Here is a 20,642-nt window from a genome sequence, read left to right on the forward strand (position 1 = left end):
CACGCGCGGCAGAAGCATGGCAATACCAATCAGATACCGATTGACTTATTGGTACGGCCCGACCTATATTTACCGAACTTTATTGCAAGAAAGGCTACGATGACCCAGCATCTTCTCAGTGCAGTTGCTCGCGGCGCCCTTGCCTCCTGACCCGCAATGGACGAAGAACTGCAGGCCTTCCGGCCCGATCCTGCGGACGTCACGCCCCTGTACATCCAGCTGGCGAACAAGCTGTCGAACGCAATCGGCAAAGGCCGCTGGCGCGCCAACGAGGCCCTGCCGTCCGAGCGCACGCTGTCCGGCATGCTGAGCATCTCGCGCGTCACCGCACGCAAGGCGATCGACCTCCTGTGCGAGCGCGGCGTCCTGACCCGGGTCCGCGGTTCCGGCACCTACATCACGCCCAAGCTCGAGCAACCCCTGTCGCGGCTGTCCAGCTTTTCCGAGGAACTCAGCCAGCGCGGCGCGAAGGCCGGCTCGATCTGGCTGTCGCGCGAGCTCGGCGCCGCCACGCCGCTCGAGATGCTGTCGCTGGGCCTGTCGCCGAACATGCCGGTGGTCCGGCTCAAGCGCCTGCGCACCGCCGACGACATCGTGATGGCGATCGAGACCTCCACCATCCCGGCCGTCTACATGCCGGATCCGCAGGCGGTCGGCGATTCGCTCTACGACTACCTGGACGAACGCGGCATCCACCCGGTGCGCGCCCTGCAGCACATCCGCGCGGTCAACGCCAGCGCCGCCCAGGCGCGCCTGACCGACCTGGCGCCGAACACCGCCATGCTGCACATCACCCGGGTGAGCTATCTCGGCTCCGGCGCCGCCGTCGAGCTGACCCATTCCTGGTTCCGCAGCGACTACTACGGCTACGTGACCGAATCGCAGCGCTAACCCCCTGAACAACCACACCTTCAAGCACGGAGCACCGATGAGCCAGACAAGCCTGGACCCGCAATACAGGAAAATCGCCGGACAGCTGATGATGATCCGCTTCCCCGGCACCGAACTCGATGCCGCAACAGCCGCTTTCCTGCGCGAGAACAGCATCGGCGGCGTCTGCCTCTTCAGGGGCAATATGCGCGACGCCGAACAGGTCCGCGCGCTCACGGCCGCCCTGCGCGACGCGATGGGCCCCGAAGCGCTGATCGCCATCGACCAGGAAGGCGGCGCCGTGGTGCGCTCGACCTGGCTGCCGCCGCCGCCCGCGGCGATGGGCCTGGGCGCAGCCGACGACCTGGAACTCGCGCGCCAGACCGGCGCGGCCGTCGCGCGCGCGGTCAGGTCGCTCGGCTTCAACTGGAACTTCGCACCGGTGCTCGACCTGAACAACAATCCCGACAATCCCGTGATCGCCGAACGCTCCTTCGGCGCCGAGCCCGTCCGCGCGACCGAGCTGGCCCTGGCCTGGATGGAAGGCAGCCAGGCGCAGGGCGTGGCCTGCTGCGTCAAGCACTTCCCGGGGCACGGCGATACGCACGTCGACTCGCACCGCGAGCTGCCCGTCGTGAACAAGCCGCTGGAAGAACTGGAACGCTTCGAGTTCCTCCCCTTCCGCATGGCCGCGCCCCATGCACCCGCCATCATGAGCGCCCACATCGTCTACCCCAGCCTCGATCCCGACTATCCCGCCACCATGTCGCGCCCCATCCTCAGCGGCCTGCTGCGCGGGGCCTGGGACTACCGCGGCGTCATCATCACCGACGGCATGGACATGCATGCCATCGCCGGACGCTACGGCGCCGGCCAGGCGGCGGTGCAGGCGCTCCAGGCGGGCGCCGACATGGTGATGGCGCTCGGCACCCGCGAAACCCAGGAAGAGACCTTGGCCGCGATCGCGCATGCCCTCGCTTCCAGCGCCGTTCCGCCCAGGGAAGCGGCGCAGCGGCGCGCCAGGCTGACCGCCCTGGCCGCGCGCTATCCCTGCCTCCAGGCGCCCTACGAAGAGGAAGCCGCCGACCGGCAGCGCATGGTCGAGGGCTGGCGCCGCGGCCTCACCGCCTATCGCGCCCCACGGCGTCCGCCACCGGGCGCCAGGCTGCGCCTGGTCGCGCGCCGCGACGTGGTGAGCGACGGCGTCTCCGAAGCAGGCGTGCCCGCGGACGTGATCGCCGCCTGCCTGAGCGGAATGGGCGCGGTCGAGCTGGTGACCTTCGTCGACGAAGACAGCTTCGACTGGGATGCGCTGCCGGACGACGGCAGCTACACCATCCTCGCCTCCACTTCGCGCCTGCGCCATGGCGAACACGCGCGCCGCAGCTGGCGCCCGGACCTGCACCTGGCGCTGTGGAATCCTTATCACGCGCTGGACATCGCGGCGCCGGCCCTGATCACCTACGGCTTCGCGATGCCGGCCCTCGAGGCGGTCCGCGACTGGCTGGAAGGCCGCCTCGATGCCGAGGGCGTCATTCCCGTGCCGGGATTCGCCCCCTGAACGACGCCCTTATTTCAAACCGAAGGCGCGGGCATACTCGCCCGCCGCCACATCGAGTCCGCTGCACACCGGGCTGGCCGCGGTCACAGGCTCGGTACAGGGCGTATCGCGGTCGAGCGACCAGTAATGCAGGCCGGCCAGGCCCATGCGCTCGGCCGCTTCCGTCATCACGCGCGCATCCTCGACCGTGGTCTGGTTGTTCGGCCTGTCGTTTTCGCCGATCATGGCGGTGATGGCGAGCTGCGACAGCGGCACCTTGTAGCGCTGGTTCACATTGCGCACCGCCTGGATTGCGGAGCGTCCCATGTCGCAGTTGCCGCTGTCGGCCACCACGCAGTTGGCGGGCTTGCCGGTGTCGTGGTTCATCACCATCAGGTTGATGACGTAGTCCTTGACGCCGCTCTTGCGCAGCTGCCGCAGCACCATCTCCCCGGTCTCGTTGAGGCTGCGGCGGCTGCCGTCCGAGGCGGCGACGGTGGCGATGGTGAAGCTGTAGCGCAGCTTCGGATGCTTCTGCTGGGCGTAGCGCACCTGCTTTAGCAGGCTCGCCACCTGCTTCTCGGTCTGCCCGGTCTCGATGTCGAAGTCGAAGCCGGCCAGCATCGGCGACATATAGCGCGCCATGAAGCGGTCCATGCCGGCGCGGGTGGTGCAGGTGAAGATGCCTTCGGCGCCGCCGGTCGAGATCACATAGGCCACGCCCGCCTGCACGAAGGCCGGGACGTTGGCCTGCATGAGCGCGTCCGCGTCCGGCTTGCCCCAGGTCTCCCTGCCGCATTCGCCGGTCGCGAAGGCCAGCGACACGGTCGCGTTGCCGTACATGGCTTTGCCATCGTTGACGTAGGGCGCGCGCACGCCGCCGGGTGCGGCCGCGAGCACCAGGTCCTCGCCCAGGTGCTGGGGCACGTGCTTGTAGGGCCCGCGCATCAGGGGCGCCGCCTGGGCGCTGGCCGCAAGCGCCAGCAGGATGCAAACAGCTTTCAGCTTCATCGTCATTCCTCGTGCAAGGCCGGCGCCACGCAAGGCGGTCCGGCGGGTTAGCGCCCCTGCGACGGTGTGAAAAATTCCGCCATGGCTGCGTTGCCTCGTCTCGCCGTACTAGCGTACTGTCTTCGACTCGGCGCCTTGCCATGGCGGTTTTTTCACACCCTCTGCGGGCGTCGGATCGGAGCATGGCCGCATTTCACCAATGCGGCGTGCATGTTTTTTGGTATGATCATCAGCTGCCCAAGCAAGAATTTACCTAAGGAAACATCCGATGAGTCCGCTCCTGGGGATCATGCAAACCGTCGCCGCGGGCGGAAACCTGCCTCTCTACCAGCAGCTCGAAATCGCGCTGCGGCAGGCGATCGAGCAGCACCTCTTCGGCCCCAACCGGGCCTTGCCGGCCGAGCGGCAGCTGGCCACCGAGCTGGGCATCTCGCGCATTACCGTGCGCAAGGCCATCGACGGCCTGGTGGCGGACGGCATCCTGGCGCGCACGCCGGGCTCCGGCACCTACATCAATGTGCATCCGCGGGTCGAAAAGAACTTCGCCAAGCTGACCTCCTTTTCGGAAGACATCCGCGCGCGCGGACAGGTGCCGAGCAGCCGCTGGCTCAAGCGCCAGGAGGGTTCCGTCACACCTGAAGAGGCGCTGCGTTTCCGCCTTTCGCCCGGCGCGCCGGTCTACCGCTTCAACCGCATCCGCTGCGCCGACGGCATCCCCATGTGCATCGAATACGCGACCCTGGTCAAGAGCGCCCTCGCCAGCATCGACGACGTCGACGCCTCGATGTACGAGGCGCTCGGCAAGACCGGCCACCGGCCGGTGCGCGCCCTGCAGCGCCTGTCCGCCATCGTCCTGAACCAGGAACAGGCCGAGCTGCTGGAATCCAGACCCGGCGCGGCGGGCCTGTGCGTGGAGCGGCTCGGCTTTCTCGCGGACGGGCGCGCCGTCGAGTTCTGCCGTTCCTTCTTCCGCGGCGACATGTACGACTTCGTCGCCGAACTCAACGCGCTGTAAGTCGCGGCGCGGCTTCACGCGGCCCTGGCCTGCGCGCCGGCCGCGCTGTCGTACTCGCGCAGCACCTCCATGTGATTACGGAAGTTCAGCGTGCAGCGGCGCAGGAATTCCTGCATCTCGCGCGCCTGCTGCCCGTAGGCAGGATCGGCCTGCGCGGGCGTCGGCGGCGGGAACACCCCCATGCCGGCCAGCAGCGCATACCATGAGCCGATCGGGTAGTACTTGTCGAGGCCCTGGCGCGTGATTTCCGCGGCCAAATCCCTGCCCCCGAGCCAGGTGTCGAACACCTGGCGCAGCGAATCCGACACCGCGCCGGGGTCCTTGGCGCGGTCGCGCCAGTATTCGGTATCGGGCCGGCTGTTGGTCTTGTAGTGGGCGACGATGTAGTCGCGGTGGCCGTCGAAATAACCGCTTACCTCGCGGTTGTAGGCCTGGCGCGCGCGTTCGCCGTAGTCGCCCGCTGTAAGAATAGCCGCGAAGATCGCCGCCGCCGTCTGGGTCAGGAACAGCGCGGTCGCTTCCAGCGGCTCGAGGAATCCCTGCGACAGGCCGATCGCGACGCAGTTGCGGTTCCAGTGCTGCTCCACCCGCCCGACCGTCATCGCCAGGTGGCGCGCCGGCACATCCGACTCGAGCAGGCCGAGTCGTTCGCGCAGTTCGTATTCCGCCTGGTCGGCGCTGCAGTAGGCCTTGCTGTAGACGTAGCCGTTGCCGTAGCGCGTAGTGAGCGGAATCTGCCACGCCCAGCCGTGCTTCAGGGCCGTCGACACCGTATGCGGGGCGATGTCGCCGTCGTGCGGGGTCGGCATGGCCACGGCCGCATCGTTGGCCAGGTCCCCGGCATAGCTGTGGAAGGGTGTCTTCAGGGCCTTGTCGATGAGCAGGCCCGTGAAGCCCGAACAGTCGACGAACAGGTCGGCCGCGAACGCTTCCCCCTCCTGCGAACGCACGCTGGCGATGTCGCCGGCCGCATCCAGATTCGACGCGACGATGTGGCACTGGCGGTGGCGCACGCCGCGCTCCAGCGCCTTCTTGCGCAGGAAGCGCGCCAGCAGGGTGGCGTCGAAATGGAAGCCGTAATTCGCCGTGAAGGGGAAGTGTTCCGGAGTGACCGGGGCCAGCTTGTTCCTGACGAGATGAGCGGACAGGAAGTAGTCGTTCGGCCAGGCTGGTGCATCGACGCCGCGCAGGCGCGAATGCACGTTGTTCATGAACACCGGCTGGGTGAGGTTGTCCACCATGGTCGAGAACTGGTGGAAGTAGCTGGTGAAGCCGGGCCGCGTCGACCAGCCGTCAAAGGTGATGCCGCATTTATAGGTCGCGTGGCAGGCCGGCATCCACTCGGATTCGGCGATGCGCAGCGTGTCGAAGAAGCGCTTGAGGGCGTGGGTCGAGCCTTCGCCGACGCCGATGGTCCCGACGACGGGCGACTCCAGCAGGGTGATGCTGGCGCCTTGCATGGTGGCCGACTGTGCCAGCGTGTCGGCCAGGATCAGGGCGCTCATCCAGCCCGCCGTTCCCCCGCCGACGATCACGATCTGCTTGATTTCCGAAGCGCTTTTCATGGATTGGCACTCCCAAAGTTATAGTCAGGACCCGTAGGGTGGGCGGTCCCCCGCCCACGCGTTCAACTCATGGCTGCACCGTGGCGACGCCTGTTCTCGTTGAACGCGTGGGCAAAGGATTGCCCACCCTACGAACCCATTAACCCGACAACATCAGACTCAGATCTTGCCGTTCAGGGCCAGGAACCACTGGCGGCCGTTACGATAGATCGATCCCGGCAGGTTCTGCGCGCCCGGGTTCTTGACGATCGAACGGTGGGTCGGGTTGTTCAGGTCCTTGCCGTCCAGGGACAGGCTGAGGTTCTCGCTGATGCGGTAGGAGAAGGTCGCCGACAGCGTGCCCACGGAATCCTGGAACTGGGCCGTGTTGCGGCTGAAGCCATTCAGGAAGCCCGAGCGCCAGCTGTAGTTCACCCGTGCGCTGAACTGGTCGTTCTCGAAGTAGGCGCCGACGTTGGCCGCATTCTTCGAGGCGCCGATCATCGTGCAGTCCGCGTACTGCACGGCGCCGCAGGCCGAACCGGGCTTGCGTCCGGTCTCTTCGGCATCGGTGTAGGTGTAGTTCACGTTGTAGCCGAAGCCGAGCGGCAGGGTCTGGATATAGTTCAGCTCCACGCCCTTGACCTTGGCCGTCGAGTTGATCGGCGAACTGGTCTGGTACTCGGTATTGGCCTGGGCCTGCTGGTTGTAGTAGATCCCCGAGCTGGCGCCGTAGGACACATAGCCGTCGATGTCGGCGTAGAACACGTTCGCGGCCAGCAGCGAGCGCGGTGCGAAGTACCAGTCGACGCCGACGTCGAAGTTGTCCGAGGTGATCGGCGCCAGGTTCGGGTTGCCGGTGGTGCCGGTGCGCTGCTGGTCGCGCAGGTCGATGCCGGCCATGGCGCCCAGTTCCGGACGCGCCAGGGTACGCGAGAGACCGGAACGCAGGACCAGGTCGCGCGAGAGCTCGTAGCGGATGTTCAGGCTGGGCAGCACGTCCTTGTAGGTGTTCTCGTACTTGCGCGGCTCGAAGCTGCCCGAAGGACCCATCTCGTACTTCAGCACGTCCTCCTTGGTGCGCGCGTAACGCACGCCGAAGTTGCCGGACAGGCCTGCGTCGTTGCCGAAGTCGGCCTGCACATAGGCCGATGCGGTCGGCTCCTCGATGTCGAATTCGGCCTGGCGGCGGCGCACCAGGAAACCGGTGTACTTGCGCACCCAGTCGTTCACGCTCGCCTGGCTGAAGGTCCAGTAGTTCGAGCCGATCCCGGCCACGTCCTTGAGGTGATCCGGGAAGGTGGTCAGGCCGTACAGGGGCAGGTTCTTCGGATCGCTCAGTCCCGGCAGCGGGCCGTTGTCGATCACCGACAGGCTGCGTTCATGCTTCGCGCCGCGCACGCCGAATTTCACGGTGCGGAAGAAGGAGTGGTCCAGGCTGCGCTCGAGGTCGAGCTGGGCATAGGTCTCCTCGTCCTTCGAGGTGACGTGGGAACCGAAGGTGCCCGGCACGCCGCCGTAGCCGCCGCCGATGGCATGCTGGGCGCTGCCGGCGGTCACGTAGCTGATCGCCTTGTCCGGGCCGTTCAGGCTGTAGCTGATGGCGCCGAAGGGAATCGGGTTGCTCAGCGCCCCGCTTTCGGTATTGCCCTTGCCCCTGGTGGTGCCGACCTTGCCGCTGACAAGCCACAGCTCGTTGATGCGGTACTTGCCGTCCAGGTTGACGAACTGCGACTGGCTCTCGGCCACCGGACGCGCGAAGATCTCCTGGATCGAGCCCGACATGTCGGCGCACACGGTACAGTTGGCCGGGACGGTCGCCGACACCGAGGTGATCACGCCATTGCTGACGGTGCCCGTGATGTTCGACGCCGGAAAAGACGGCGCGGCCCAGGCATTGCCCAGGAAGCGGCCCATGGTCTGCATGAAGTTGTGGTTGACGTTCGGCGCGTCCATCTTCGAATGGAACACCGTCAGGTCGAGGTTCAGGTCCTTGTTCGGACGGATCTGCAGGTCGACCAGGCCGCCGGTGCGGGTGCGCTCCTGCTCGAACCAGGCGGTGCCGCCCAGGTAGTTGACGATCGCGCCGACCGAGCCGGGGATCGCGTTGGCGATCGGCGAGCCGGCTTCGACCTTGTCCCACCAGATCGAGTTTTCCTGGGCCACGCGGCTCAGGTGGCGCTTCTGGTGGAAGGCCTGGAACAGCACGCCGACCGTGGCCGCATCGTTGCGCCAGGCGACCATGCCGCTCAGCTGCGGGTCGGTCTTCTTGGCGTACTCGGAATGCATGGCGCCGACGCTGGCCTGGGCCGTGATGGTCTGCTTGCGCAGCAGGTCCAGGGGCTTGCGGGTTTCGATGTCGATCAGGCCCATGGCGCCGCCGTCGATCAGGCTGGCCTGCGAACCTTTATAGACCGTCACGCGGCCGATCAGCTCCGACGGGAACAGGGTGAAGCTGACGCTGCGGCCGCCCGCGATGATGTTATCGGAGAACCAGTCGCCGCTCGAGACCGAGTGGCCGTTCAGGGTGGTCAGGGTCAGGGACGACGGGGTGCCGCGCAGGGCCACGCGGTCGTTCTCGCCGAAGCTGCCTTCCGAGCCGCCGGCCGCGGCCACGCTCACGCCCGACAGGCGCTGCAGCGAGTCGGCGACGTTCTTGTCGGCCAGCTTGCCGACGTCTTCGGCGGTGATCACTTCCACATAGGAGTCGGCATTGCGGCGCTGGTTGATCGACTCCTGGACGGACGCCCGGATGCCCTGCACCACCACCGTGGTCGGTGCGTCGGCATTGTCCTGCTGGGCGTTGGCGTTCAGGCTCAGCACCATCAGCGCCGCAGCGGCCGCGAATGGAGTGAGGTTGATTGTTGTTGTTTCACGCTGCATGTGAGTCCCCTAAAAATGGAATGGCCGTCCACTAAACAGCCAGTTTGTCGAACCTTCCTTACCCCTCTACAGAACCAGTGTGTGACCAATATACAATTCTTTGAATACCAAATCACTACCAATTTGCATAGGTGTATGCGTTTTTGGTATGGATTGGTAAGGCCAGGAAACCGGAAGCGGGCAAGTGGTATCAGGGGAAATGGGATGTGACGCTCCCTTGGCTATTCGACAAGGCAGGAAGACCACATGCAAAGTGGTATTAGCTCAACAGGGTGGAAAACGGCGCTACACAATGTCGCAAAATGGAAACATTGCTGTGCCAGACGCAGGCCGCAGAGGGTCGGGACCAGGGAAAGGCCCGGGAGGATGCGAGGGCCGGAGCCCTCGCGAATGCGGGCTTGACTAGCCCAGGTCGCGACCGCCGAAGGCGTTCGGAAGTTGCTCGGCAGCCGTGGTCTCGAACACGTCGCCCTTCAGGTTGGTCAATACCACCGGCAGCGCGTTGCCGCCCAGTTCCAGGATCACCTGGCGGCAGGCGCCGCAGGGAGCGATCGGGCCGTCGGTCTGGCCGATCACGGCCAGCGCCGCGAAATCGCCCGGCTTGTAACCGCTGGCGATGGCGCTGAAGAAGGCGGTGCGCTCGGCGCAGTTGCACAGGCCATACGAGGCGTTTTCCACGTTACAGCCGCGGAAGATGCGTCCGTCCTTGCATTCCAGTGCAGCGCCGACCTGGAACTTCGAGTACGGCGTATAGGCCAGTTCGCGCGCGGCGCGGGCTTCGTCGATGAGTTTCGCGTATTTCATGATCAAGGACGGATGGTTTTGTAGATCATCGGCTCGGCCGCGGGCATCGAAGCGCCGATCTGGTAGGCAGCCTGCACCTGGCGCACTGCCTGCTCGGCAGCCTCCTGGGTGCGCGCATGGACCATGGCCAGCGGCTGGCCGACGGCGATGCTGTCGCCCAGTTCCACCAAACCGGTGAGGCCGACGGCGAAGTCGATCGTGTCCTGCGGACGCACGCGGCCGCCGCCCAGGGCCACGACGGCCAGGCCCAGGCCGCGCGTATCCACTGAAGTCGCGAAGCCTGCCTGCAGCGCCGGCACTGGCACGATCACCGGTGCGGTTTCCAAATGGGCGTCCGGCTTGTCCATCAGGTCCGCCGGGCCGCCCAGCGCCGTGACCATGCGCGCGAAGCGTTCCGCCGCTTCGCCCGAATCGAGGGCCGCCTGCAGCCTGGCGCGCGCTTCTTCGTTATTCGCGGCGATGCCGGAGATGACCAGCATCTCGGCGCACAGCGCCATCGTCACTTCATGCAGGCGCGCGGGGCGCGATTTGCCGGTCAGGTAGTCGATCGCGACGCGCACTTCGACGGCATTGCCGGCCGCGTGGCAGAGCGACTCGTTCATGCCGGTCAGGATGGCCGAGGTGCGGGTGCCGGCGCCATTGCCGACCGTGACGATGCTCTCGGCCAGCTCCACCGATTTCTCATAGCTCGGCATGAAGGCGCCGCTGCCGACCTTCACGTCCATCACGAGCGCATCGAGGCCGGCGGCCAGCTTCTTGGAGAGGATCGAGCCGGTGATCATGGCCACCGATTCCACGGTCGCCGTGGTGTCGCGGATGCTGTAGAAACGCTTGTCGGCCGGCGCCAGCTGGGCGGTCTGGCCGATGATGGCCACGCCGACGTCCTTGACGACCTGGCGGAATTTTTCCGGCTCCGGCACGGTGCTGTAGCCGGGGATGGAATCGAACTTGTCGAGGGTGCCGCCGGTGTGGCCCAGGCCGCGGCCCGAGATCATCGGCACGAAGCCGCCGCAGGCCGCGATCATCGGGCCCAGCATCAGCGAGACCACGTCGCCGACGCCGCCGGTCGAGTGCTTGTCGACCACGGGGCCCGGCAGGTCGAGCGATTTCCACTCCATGACCAGGCCCGAATCGCGCATCGCCAGCGTGAACGCGACGCGTTCGTCCATGGTCATGTCGTTGAAGTAGACGGCCATCGCGAGCGCCGCGATCTGGCCTTCGGTGGTGCTGCCGTCCGGGATGCCGCGCACGAAGAACTGGATCTCTTCGGCGCTCAGGACGCCGCCGTCACGCTTTTTGCGGACGATTTCTTGGGGGAGGAACATGCCAAAACCTTTCTATAACGTAGGGTGGGCGGTTCCCCGCCCACGCGTTCAAACCACGTATCCCGGCCAGCTTCGTGGCGTGGAACCGTTCGTTGGACGCGTGGGCGGAGGACCGCCCACCCTACAAAATCTTATTTAGACGCCGTACGGGATCCAGACGTTCTTGACCTGGCTGGCATGCTGCAGCACGGTGCGGCCGCAAGCCTGCTTCGCATCGAACCAGTCACGGCCCTTGGCGCCGCCGACCCAGGTGCGCTTGAGCGAATCGCTTGATAAGCGTTCCACTTCCGCGCAACCTTCGGCAGAACCGTCGTGACGCCACACGGCATCCACGTCGCCGTGCGAAGCCAGCGTACGCGCCAGCTCCGATGCCGAACCGGTGACGATATTGAGCGCGCCGCCCGGCAGGTCCGAGGTATCCAGCACTTGGTACAGGTCCGTGGCGGACAGCGGATGGGCTTCCGACGGCACCGCCACCACGCGGTTGCCCAGGGCCAGCGCCGGAGCGACCAGCGAGATGAAGCCCAGCAGCGGGTTCTCGTTCGGGCAGACGATGCCGATCACGCCGACCGGTTCGTTCAGCGCCACGGTGATGCCGTGCATCGGCGGCTGGTGGGCGGCGCCGTCGTACTTGTCGCACCATGCGGCCCAGTAGAACAGGCGCTCGATCGAGGCCTGGACTTCGCGGGCGGCCTCCTTGGCGCCGGTCTGGGCGGCGATGCGCTGGGCGAATTCGTCGGCGCGGATCGCCAGGTTCTCGGCGATGTAGTACAGGACTTGCGCGCGGTTGTGCGCGGTGGCCCTGGACCAGCCGGACGCCTTGTGCGCCGCTTCCACGGCGTTGCGGATGTCCTTGCGGTTGCCTTCGCCGACATCGGCCAGGAAGGCGCCGTTCGCGCCGTTGATTGCGCGGCTGTAGGCGCCGTCAGGGCGCGCCTGCTTGCCGCCGATGTAGAGCTTGGCGGTGCGGTCGATGGCGAAGGGCGCAGTTGCAAGATTCGCCTCTTCCGATGCTTTCACACGACCCTTGTCGGCCACGAGCGGCGCGGCCGGGCGTGCATCTTCCGACAACGGGGTCAGGTACTCGTACATGCCCTCCTTGCCGCCTTCGCGGCCGAAGCCCGATTCCTTGTAGCCGCCGAAGCCGCAGGCCGCGTCGAACTGGTTGGCGGTGTTGATCCACACCACGCCGGCCTTGATCTGCGGCGCCACGTCCAGCGCCAGCGAGATCGATTCCGACCACACGCAGGCGGCCAGGCCGTAGACGGTGTTGTTCGCCAGCTGCACGGCCTCCGACGGGGTGCGGAAGCTCATCGCCACCAGCACCGGGCCGAAGATCTCGGCCTGGGCCACGGCGGCCGAGGTCGAGGCGCCGGTGATCAGGGTCGGCAGGTACCAGGCGCCGGCGCTCGGCGCTTCGCAGGCCGGCTGCCACACTTCGCAGCCTTCCGTACGCGCCGATTCCACCAGCGCGTGGATGCGTTGCTGCTGGATCGGATCCACCAGCGCGCCGATGTCGTTCGATTTGTCGAGCGGCGAACCCACGCGCAAATTCTGCATGCGCGCCTTCACCTTGGCGATGAAGCGCTCGTAGCTTGACTCCTGCACCAGCAGGCGCGAACCGGCGCAGCAGACCTGGCCCTGGTTGAACCAGATCGAATCGACCAGGCCTTCGACGGCGGCGTCCAGATCCGCATCGTCGAACACGATGAAGGGCGACTTGCCGCCCAGTTCCAGCGACAGCTTCTTGCCCGTGCCGGCGGTGGCTTTGCGGATGATGCGGCCGACTTCCGTGGAGCCGGTGAAGGCCAGCTTGTCGATGCCCGGGTGGTTGACGATGGCTTCGCCCACGGCGCCGTCGCCGGTGACGATGTTGACCACGCCCGCCGGCACACCTGCCTGCTGGCAGATCTCGGCGAACAGCAGCGCGGTCAGCGGCGTGAACTCGGCCGGCTTGAACACGACCGTGTTACCGGCGGCCAGCGCAGGTGCGATCTTCCATGCCAGCATGAGCAGCGGGAAGTTCCACGGCACGATCTGGCCGACCACGCCCACGGCGCGGTAGTCCGCGAATTCTTCCGCCTGCAGCGCGGCCCAGCCGGCGTGGTGGTAGAAGTGGCGGGCGGCCAGCGGCAGGTCGGCGTCGCGGGTTTCGCGGATGGTCTTGCCGTTGTCGAGGGTCTCGAGCACCGCGAACAGGCGCGCATGTTTCTGCAGCAGGCGCGCCAGCGAGTACATGACACGCGCGCGGCCCTGGCCGCCCAGCGCCACCCAGCCCGGCTGGGCGCGGCGTGCGGCCTGCACGGCGCGCTCGACGTCGTCGCCTGTTGCCTGGGTCACCTGCGCCAGCTCGCTGCCGTCGGCCGGGTTGCTGGTGGCGAAGGTCGTCGCCGCCTCGCTCCAGGCGCCGTCGATGAAGAGGCCGAAACGGCGTCCATGCTGGTCCAGCCACGCGTTCGCTTCCTTGGTGCTTTCTGGTGCGGGACCGTAATCCATAGTCTGAAGAATCTCTTTAATAGTGGGCATGACGAATCCGTTACTGTTTATGGTTGCGCGTGGCGATGGGCGGCCGAGTAGTTGCCGGTCACGTAGTGCTCGAGCTGGCGTTCGATGTCGGTCATCAGGCTCGAGGCGCCGATGCGGAACAGGTGCGGTTGCAGCCAATCGTTGCCGAGTTCTTCCTTCATGACGGTCAGGTACTGCAGCGCGGCCTTGGCGGTGGACACGCCACCGGCCGGCTTGTAGCCGACCTGGAAGCCGGTCTGCTCGTAGTAATCGCGGATCGCGCGGACCATCACCAGCGACACGGGAATCGTTGCGTTGACGCCTTCCTTGCCGGTCGAGGTCTTGATGAAATCGGCGCCGGCCATCATGCAGACCATCGAGGCCTTGGCCACGTTGTCCAGGGTGACGATGTCGCCGGTGGCGAGGATCGCCTTCACGTGCGCGTCGCCGCAGGCCTGGCGGTAGGCGACCATTTCGTCGTACAGGGCCTGCCAGTTGCCGGTCAGGACGTGCTGGCGGGTGATCACGATGTCGATCTCGGTCGCGCCGGCGGCCACCGACAGCTCGATCTCGCGCAGCTTGGTCTCCAGGCTCGACAGGCCGGCCGGGAAGGCGGTCGACACGGCGGCGATCGGCAGGCGGCCCTGCAGGACCTTCACGGCCGGCCCGATCATCTCGTGGTAGACGCAGACGGCGCCGGTGGTGAGCGATTCCAGGCCCAGTGCCTCCATCAGGTCCGCGCGCAGCGGGCGCATGGCCTTCATGCACAGGCGCTCGACGCGGCCCGGGGTGTCGTCGCCGCCCAGGGTGGTCAGGTCCATGCACTCGACGGCGCGGATCAGCCAGGCGGCCTGGTATTCCTTCTTGACGGTGCGGCGGTTCGCCAGGCTGGCGGCGCGGCGGTCGGCCGCGTTGCGGTTCACCTTGACGTGCTTGACCAGGCCGAGGTCGAGGCCGACGGCGGTGTTACGTTTGAAATCCAGGGGCTGGGTCATAGCAGTGCGGTTCCGTTCGAAAGTGGTTTGACGCCAAGGTGCTTGGCGAGCGTGGCGCCGATGTCGGAGAAGGTGGAGGCGGTCGGCAGTTCCTGCGCGGCGACGTTCGGGCCGAAGAAGATCATCGGGATGTGCTCGCGGGTGTGGTCCGAGCCCGGTGCGGTCGGGTCGCAGCCGTGGTCGGCGGTGATGACGACCAGGTCGCCGTCCTTGAGTTTGCCCATGAATTCCGGCAGGCGCGCGTCCAGCTCGTGCAGCGCGTTCGCGTAGCCGGCGACGTCGCGGCGATGGCCGAAGTGCATGTCGAAGTCGACGAAGTTGACAAACGTGAGCGACTTCATTGGTGCGGTATCGGCCACTTCGACCAGGCGGTCGAACAGGGCCATATTGTCCGGCCCCTTGATCAGCTGGGTCACGCCCTGGGCCGCGAAAATATCGCTGATCTTCCCCAAGGCGATGACTTCGCCGCCTTCATTCTTGACGTGGTCCAGCAGGGTCGGGCTGGTGGGCGGCACGGCGTAGTCGTGGCGGTTGCTCGTCCTCTTGTACTTGCCGTTCTCGCCCAGGAAGGGACGCGCGATCACGCGGCCGATGTTGTAGGGCTTGACCAGTTCATAGGCCGCTTCGCAGACGGCGTACAGGCGCTCCAGGCCGAAGTGCTCTTCGTGCGCGGCGATCTGCAGCACCGAGTCGGCCGAGGTGTAGAGGATCGGTTTGCCGCTCGCGACGTGTTCGTCGCCCAGCTCGTCGATGATGGTGGTGCCCGAGGCGTGGCAGTTGCCCAGCCAGCCCGGCACGCCCGTCAGCTCCTGCAGCTTGTCGGTCAGCTCTTTCGGGAAGGACGGCACGGTCTTCGGGAAGTAGCCCCAGTCGAACAGCACCGGCACGCCGGCGATCTCCCAGTGGCCGCTCTGCGTGTCCTTGCCGGTCGACTGCTCGCGTGCGACGCCCCAGGCGCCCGTGAAGCCGTCGCGCAGGCCGAAGCCGGGCGCCCACTCGCCGCTCGCCTTGTGCGCGGCGGCGGCCAGGCCCAGGCGTTCGAGGTTGGGCAGCGACATCGGCTTGCCCTCTTGCGCGGCCCACTCGGCGATGTGGCCGAAGGTGTTGGCGCCCGCATCGCCGTATTTGTCGGCGTCGGGCAGCGCGCCCAGGCCGAAGGAGTCCAGCAGGAGGATGAATGCGCGTGACATCGGATGCTCCTCTTGTTAAGCCTCGGTGCGCGGGATCGCGCCCAGGCGCTCGATGAAGGAATGGATCAGGGTGACCAGGTCCTTGGCGGCGACGGCCGCGTACTTCAGGGTCTGCTCGTGCGACAGCGGGAAGGGGGTCAGGCCTTCCGCGAGGTTGGTGATCGCCGAGACGCCGGCGACCTTCAGGCCGCAGTGGCGCGCGGCGATCACTTCCGGCACCACCGACATGCCGACCACGTCGGCGCCCAGCGCCTTGAAGGCGCGGATTTCGGCGGCGGTCTCGAAGTTCGGGCCCGGGCAGGCCAGGTACACGCCTTCGTTCAGGGTGATGCCCTTGGCGGCCGCGGTTTCCTTGATCAGGGCGCGGATGTCGGCATCGTAGGCGTTGGCCATGCTGAAGAAGCGCGGGCCGAAGCGCTCGTCGTTCGGGCCGGCCATCGGGCTGCCCGGCAGCAGGTTGATGTGGTCGTTCAGGACCACGACGCTGCCCGCGTCGACTTCAGGACGCAGCGAGCCGGCCGCATTGGTCACGAACAGCAGTTCGCAGCCGATCAGCTTGAAGGTGCGCACGGCGGAGGTCATCACGCTGGCGCCATAGCCTTCGTAGAAGTGGCCGCGGCCCTTCATGCACACCACCGGCACGCCCGCCAGGGTGCCCAGCACCAGCTCGCCCGCATGGCCGTGCACGGTGCTGATCGGGAAGCCCGGCAGGTCGGCATAGCTGATCGAGACCGCGTCAGTCATCTGCTCGGCCAGCACGCCCAGGCCGGAACCCAGGATGAGGGCGACGCGCGGCGCGAAACCGGGCTTGCGCGCCTTGATGACTTCTGCTGCTTCGAATGGAGTGTTGCTGAACATGATTGTCCTTGTGGTGTGCAGTACGGGAGAGATGAGGAGGGGCTGGCACCGATCTTGCTGCTGTGTATTGCTTGATGAGCAGCTGCCAACGGCACATATGAGCCTGAATATTATAACTATGCATGAGGGGCGATATGTATGGCAAATACCATTTTTCTTGTCGATTTATTGGTTTAAAAAATAAATCAATCGGTGTATCGTTGGCGTCCGCCCTAGTGTGATTGACTCCATCGAGACATTTGTCTAGTATCGGCAAACACTTGTTTATAACCCGGGAACGACGGTGAGCGAGCAGCCCAAAAAAGAACAGCTGTATGAACTGATCCGCGCGAATCCCTTCATTGCACAGCAGGACCTGGCAAGCCAGCTGGGCCTCTCACGCTCGGCCGTGGCCAACTACATCGCCACCTTGGTGCGCGAACGCCGCATCCTGGGGCGCGCCTATGTGCTGCCGGACCGCCGGCCCATCCTGTGCATCGGCGCGGCCGTGCTGGACCGCAAGCTGCGCACGCTCGACAAGCTGGCCCTCGCCACCTCGAATCCGGCCACGCAAAGCGAATCGTTCGGCGGCGTGGCCCGCAATATCGCGGAGAACCTGGCCCGCCTGGGGGCGCCGGCCGCCCTGATCACGGCGGTCGGGATGGACGCCTCGGGCCGCGCCCTGCTCGCCCATGCGGAGGATGCCGGCATCGACACCCGCGGCACCCTGCACCTGGACAGCGTCGGCAGCGGCACCTACACGGCGGTGCTAGACCGCGACGGCGAGATGGTGGTGGCGCTGGCCGACATGGCCTGCAACGAACACCTGACGCCGGGCTTCATCGCCAGCCGCCAGCAGCAGCGCCTGGGCGCGGCCCTGGTGGTGGCCGACCTGAACCTCCCGCTCGAAACGGTCGCCGCCCTGGTCGAGGATTCGGCCAGAGAAGGCATTCCGCTGGTGCTGGTGGCGGTGTCGGAACCGAAGATGGCGCGCCTGCCCGCGCAACTCCCCGGCCTGCGCCTCCTGATCCTGAACGAGGGTGAACTCGGCGTGCGCGTCGGCCGTCCGCTCGGCAGCCTGGACGCGATCGCCGCCGCCTGCGCCGAGGTGCAGCGCCAGGGCGTGCAGGACCTCATCGTCACGCGCGGCGCCGTCGGCGTGCTGTATACCAGTCCCGCCGGCCTGCAAAGCCTGGGGGCGCCGCGTGCCGCCGTGGTCGACGTCACCGGCGCCGGCGACGCCTTCGCCGCCGCCGTGTGCTGGTCGCTGCACGCGGGCGAACTCGACCTGGGCGTGGCCTGCCGCCGCGGCCTGCAGCTGTCCGCCATGACGGTGGCCTGCGCGCAGACCGTCTGCCTCGACATCGAACCCGGCCTGCTCGACGGGCCCGTGAATCAATTCAACGAAACCGTATTGGACTAAGCATGCAATCCTTCCTCCTGTTCTCGCCCGAAGTGGCCGCAGCGCGCGCTAGCGGCAAGCCTGTCGTGGCGCTGGAATCGACCATCATCTCGCACGGCATGCCCTACCCGCAGAACGTGCAGACCGCGCGCGAAGTCGAGCAGATCATCCGCGACGCCGGCGCGGTGCCGGCCACCATCGCCATCATTGGCGGCAAGATCTGCGTGGGGCTCTCCGAGGATCAGCTGGAACTGCTGGGTTCTTCCCCGGACGCGATGAAGGTCAGCCGCCGCGACCTGGCCTATGTGCTCTCCACGCATACGGGCAGCCGGGGCAAACTGGGCGCCACGACGGTCGCCGCCACCATGATCTGCGCCGGGCTGGCCGGCATCGAGGTCTTCGTTACCGGCGGCATCGGCGGCGTGCACCGCGGCGCCGAGACCAGCTTCGACATCTCGGCCGACCTGCAGGAACTCGCGCACACCAGCGTGGCCGTGGTCTGCGCCGGCGTGAAGTCCATCCTCGACATCGGCCTCACCCTCGAATACCTGGAAACCCATGGCGTGCCGGTGCTGAGCGTCGGCCAGCCGGGCTTCCCCGCCTTCTTCACGCGCGAATCGGGCTTCAAGGCCGACTTCCAGCTCGACACGCCCGAAGAACAGGCTTCCTTCATCCGCACCAAGTGGCAGCTGGGCCTGCAGGGCGGCGTGGTGGTCAGCAATCCGGTACCGGAGCAATCCGCGATGCCGGCCGAAGAGATCGACGCCATCATCCGGCGGGCGCTGGGCGAAGCGGATGCCCAGGGCGTGAAAGGCAAGGCGGTCACGCCCTTCCTGCTGGCCCGCATCAAGGAACTGACCGGGGGCCGCAGCCTGGCGACCAATATCGCCCTGGTCAAGCACAACGCCCTGGTCGGCGCACGCCTGGCCGTGGCCCTCAACGCCTGAACCCGCACAGCGCCATGTCGATCGACCTGAAACAGCTGCGCTACTTCCTCGCGGTGGCGGAAGAAAAAAGCTTCTCGCGCGCGGCCGAGCGCCTGCACATCTCGCAACCGCCGCTGAGCCAGCAGATCATGAAGCTGGAAAGCGAACTCGGAGTGCGCCTGTTCACGCGCACCACCCGCAGCTTCGAGCTGACGGTGGCCGGCAAGGCGCTGATGGTGGAGGCGGCCGAGCTGCTGGCCAAGATGCGCATGACGATCGACACCATCCGCCAGATCGACCGCGGCGAAGTGGGACGCCTGCGGGTGGGCATCGTCGGCTCCGCGATGTGGGGACCGATCCCGGGCCTGCTGGAGCAGTTCCAGAGCCAGTACCCGCGCGTCACCTGGACCATCCACGAACTGGGCCCCAACGACCAGTGGGAAGCGCTGCGCGCGCGCCAGATCGACGTCGGCTTCTGGCGCGAGCCGAAGATCGAGGCGGACGTGCTGAAGCAGGCGAACATGCGCCAGGACCTGTGCTTCCGCGAGAACGTGTGCGTGGCGATCAGCGAGAAACACCCGCTGGCCCGCGAGGCGTCCATCGAACTGATCGACATCGCGAACGAGCCGATGCTGACCCTGCACCTGGACCAGTCGGCCGAGCCGCGCTACCTGATCCAGTGCTGCGTGAACGCAGGCTTCCAGCCGACCATCTTCCAGGAAGCGGCCGAGCCCCAGACCCTGCTCGCCATGGTCGGCGCCGGCCTGGGCGTGGCCCTGCTGCCCGAGACCACCAGCCGCATCGGCTGGCCCGGCGTGCGCTTCCTGCCGGTGAAGACCAATCCGCCCTCGGCCAACCTGTACATCAGCTATCCGCTGCTGGACGACGCGCCGGTGGTGCGCGCCTTCCTGAACATCCTGTTCCCGGACGCGGCGGCGCCTACTGCCGCTTGATCTCCACCGCCACCGTGCTGAGCGAGGCGATCTGGTGGCGGCGCTCTTCCGGGCGGGTCAGCACCCGCATGGTCACTTCCAGCGGCACGCCGATGCGCGCCAGCTCGGTCGCAGCGCGCGGGCGCCCTTCGCTGGCCGCCTCGTGGATGGCGGCATCGATGAGCAAGGCAGTCTTGTAGTCGTTTCGTCGGTCCATATGGCAATCGTAACATTGTTGCCACTTCAACAGGTCTTTGGAAAGATTAATCGATAGAAGTGTGTCGATTTAACCTCATACAAGACACACTTTTTCTTTATTCTGCGTTACTTCGCGCACCGTTCTCATGCATGAGTTGGGGCAAACTCTTGTCAAAACATGAATAACCAGACCCACCTTAACAAGGAGCACATGATGAAAACCACCGCTACCCTCTCCGCCCTGATGCTGGCCGTTGCCGTGATGGCCACCGGCTGCAAGAAAGCCGACGACAATCCGAACATGGGCCCTGCCCAGGAAGCCGGCGCCGCCGTCGACGCAGCAGCTGCCAACGCCGCCCAGGAAACCCGCGAAGCCGCGCAGAACGTGGAAAACGCGACCGAAAACGCCGCCGCACGCGTCGACGCCGCTGCCGATCGCGCAGGCGAGAACATCGAGCAGGCCGCCGACAAGGCCGGCCAGAACATGCGCGAAGCCGGCGCCGAGATCAAGCAGGAATCGAAGGAAGCCGCTGCTGAAGTCCGCGCCGCATCGGACAAGATCGGCGACAAGACCGGCGCCGCCCTGGAGCGCGCTGGCGAGAAGCTGCAAGAGAAGCGTTAATCGCCTGAAGCGGGGTCTTGCCCCGCCTGTCCCACCGCCACGC

17 protein-coding genes are annotated in these 20,642 nt (G+C 66.5%); 7 read left to right on the plus strand and 10 right to left on the minus strand.

Annotation, left to right across the window (positions count from 1 at the left end):
* Positions 1 to 156: 156 nt before the first annotated feature.
* Together ACQ7JA_RS03960 and nagZ are read left to right on the plus strand one after the other, a co-directional pair.
* A complete protein-coding gene (locus ACQ7JA_RS03960; protein ID WP_430894728.1) occupies positions 157 to 891 on the plus strand; it encodes a GntR family transcriptional regulator in 735 nt (244 codons plus the stop codon).
* Between the two features lie 37 nt (positions 892 to 928).
* Positions 929 to 2,431 (plus strand): beta-N-acetylhexosaminidase, encoded by a 1,503-nt coding sequence (gene nagZ, locus ACQ7JA_RS03965; RefSeq protein WP_430894730.1) that lies wholly within the window; start codon positions 929 to 931, stop codon positions 2,429 to 2,431.
* Between the two features lie 9 nt (positions 2,432 to 2,440).
* Here the strand turns inward: nagZ and ACQ7JA_RS03970 are convergent, their stop codons facing one another.
* Positions 2,441 to 3,421 (minus strand): glycosyl hydrolase, encoded by a 981-nt coding sequence (locus ACQ7JA_RS03970; RefSeq protein WP_430894732.1) that lies wholly within the window; start codon positions 3,419 to 3,421, stop codon positions 2,441 to 2,443.
* Positions 3,422 to 3,689: 268 nt separating this feature from the next.
* Here ACQ7JA_RS03970 and ACQ7JA_RS03975 point away from each other — a divergent pair, with 268 nt between their 5' ends.
* Positions 3,690 to 4,436: a GntR family transcriptional regulator gene (locus ACQ7JA_RS03975; RefSeq protein ID WP_430894734.1), complete on the plus strand. Its 747-nt coding sequence runs from the start codon at positions 3,690 to 3,692 to the stop codon at positions 4,434 to 4,436.
* A gap of 14 nt (positions 4,437 to 4,450) precedes the next feature.
* Here the strand turns inward: ACQ7JA_RS03975 and ACQ7JA_RS03980 are convergent, their stop codons facing one another.
* The 8 genes from ACQ7JA_RS03980 to xapA all read right to left on the minus strand — a co-directional run bounded on the left by ACQ7JA_RS03980 (position 4,451) and on the right by xapA (position 16,540).
* A complete protein-coding gene (locus tag ACQ7JA_RS03980; RefSeq protein WP_430894736.1) occupies positions 4,451 to 6,001 on the minus strand; it encodes a tryptophan halogenase family protein in 1,551 nt (516 codons plus the stop codon).
* Between the two features lie 159 nt (positions 6,002 to 6,160).
* On the minus strand, positions 6,161 to 8,863 hold the full coding sequence (locus ACQ7JA_RS03985; RefSeq protein WP_430894738.1) for a TonB-dependent receptor: 2,703 nt from the start codon (positions 8,861 to 8,863) through the stop codon (positions 6,161 to 6,163).
* Between the two features lie 402 nt (positions 8,864 to 9,265).
* Positions 9,266 to 9,667: a cytidine deaminase gene (locus ACQ7JA_RS03990; protein WP_430894740.1), complete on the minus strand. Its 402-nt coding sequence runs from the start codon at positions 9,665 to 9,667 to the stop codon at positions 9,266 to 9,268.
* Between the two features lie 2 nt (positions 9,668 to 9,669).
* Positions 9,670 to 10,992, minus strand: coding sequence for a thymidine phosphorylase (deoA, locus tag ACQ7JA_RS03995; protein ID WP_430894742.1), 1,323 nt, complete (start codon positions 10,990 to 10,992; stop codon positions 9,670 to 9,672).
* Positions 10,993 to 11,127: 135 nt separating this feature from the next.
* Entirely contained in the window at positions 11,128 to 13,518 is a 2,391-nt protein-coding gene (locus ACQ7JA_RS04000) for an aldehyde dehydrogenase family protein (protein ID WP_430894744.1), read from the minus strand.
* 17 nt (positions 13,519 to 13,535) lie between these two features.
* Positions 13,536 to 14,492: a deoxyribose-phosphate aldolase gene (gene deoC / locus ACQ7JA_RS04005; RefSeq protein WP_430894746.1), complete on the minus strand. Its 957-nt coding sequence runs from the start codon at positions 14,490 to 14,492 to the stop codon at positions 13,536 to 13,538.
* Positions 14,489 to 15,682: a phosphopentomutase gene (locus tag ACQ7JA_RS04010; RefSeq protein WP_430894748.1), complete on the minus strand. Its 1,194-nt coding sequence runs from the start codon at positions 15,680 to 15,682 to the stop codon at positions 14,489 to 14,491. Before ACQ7JA_RS04010 ends, deoC begins: the two co-directional genes overlap by 4 nt.
* Positions 15,683 to 15,697: 15 nt before the next feature.
* Positions 15,698 to 16,540, minus strand: coding sequence for a xanthosine phosphorylase (xapA, locus tag ACQ7JA_RS04015; protein WP_430894750.1), 843 nt, complete (start codon positions 16,538 to 16,540; stop codon positions 15,698 to 15,700).
* Between the two features lie 283 nt (positions 16,541 to 16,823).
* Between xapA and ACQ7JA_RS04020 the strand changes: the two genes are divergently transcribed.
* Genes ACQ7JA_RS04020 through ACQ7JA_RS04030 form a run of 3 tightly spaced genes read left to right on the plus strand, consistent with a single transcriptional unit; the run spans position 16,824 to position 19,800 of the window.
* Positions 16,824 to 17,942: a carbohydrate kinase gene (locus tag ACQ7JA_RS04020; RefSeq protein WP_430894752.1), complete on the plus strand. Its 1,119-nt coding sequence runs from the start codon at positions 16,824 to 16,826 to the stop codon at positions 17,940 to 17,942.
* 2 nt (positions 17,943 to 17,944) lie between these two features.
* Positions 17,945 to 18,868 carry a pseudouridine-5'-phosphate glycosidase gene (locus tag ACQ7JA_RS04025; protein ID WP_430894754.1) on the plus strand — a complete coding sequence of 308 codons (924 nt, stop codon included), beginning with the start codon at positions 17,945 to 17,947 and terminating at the stop codon, positions 18,866 to 18,868.
* 14 nt (positions 18,869 to 18,882) lie between these two features.
* The gene (locus ACQ7JA_RS04030; protein ID WP_430894756.1) at positions 18,883 to 19,800 is read left to right on the plus strand and encodes a LysR family transcriptional regulator; all 918 of its coding nucleotides are present in this window, start codon (positions 18,883 to 18,885) and stop codon (positions 19,798 to 19,800) included.
* Here the strand turns inward: ACQ7JA_RS04030 and ACQ7JA_RS04035 are convergent.
* Entirely contained in the window at positions 19,787 to 19,996 is a 210-nt protein-coding gene (locus ACQ7JA_RS04035) for a hypothetical protein (RefSeq protein ID WP_430894758.1), read from the minus strand. The genes ACQ7JA_RS04030 and ACQ7JA_RS04035 overlap by 14 nt on opposite strands.
* A 192-nt stretch (positions 19,997 to 20,188) precedes the next feature.
* On the opposite strand from ACQ7JA_RS04035, the gene ACQ7JA_RS04040 reads away from it, so the two are divergent.
* Positions 20,189 to 20,599 (plus strand): hypothetical protein, encoded by a 411-nt coding sequence (locus tag ACQ7JA_RS04040; protein WP_430894760.1) that lies wholly within the window; start codon positions 20,189 to 20,191, stop codon positions 20,597 to 20,599.
* Positions 20,600 to 20,642 lie beyond the last annotated feature (43 nt).

The sequence above is a fragment of the Massilia sp. BKSP1R2A-1 genome, from assembly GCF_050586525.1.
Classification (GTDB): Bacteria; Pseudomonadota; Gammaproteobacteria; order Burkholderiales; family Burkholderiaceae_D; genus Telluria.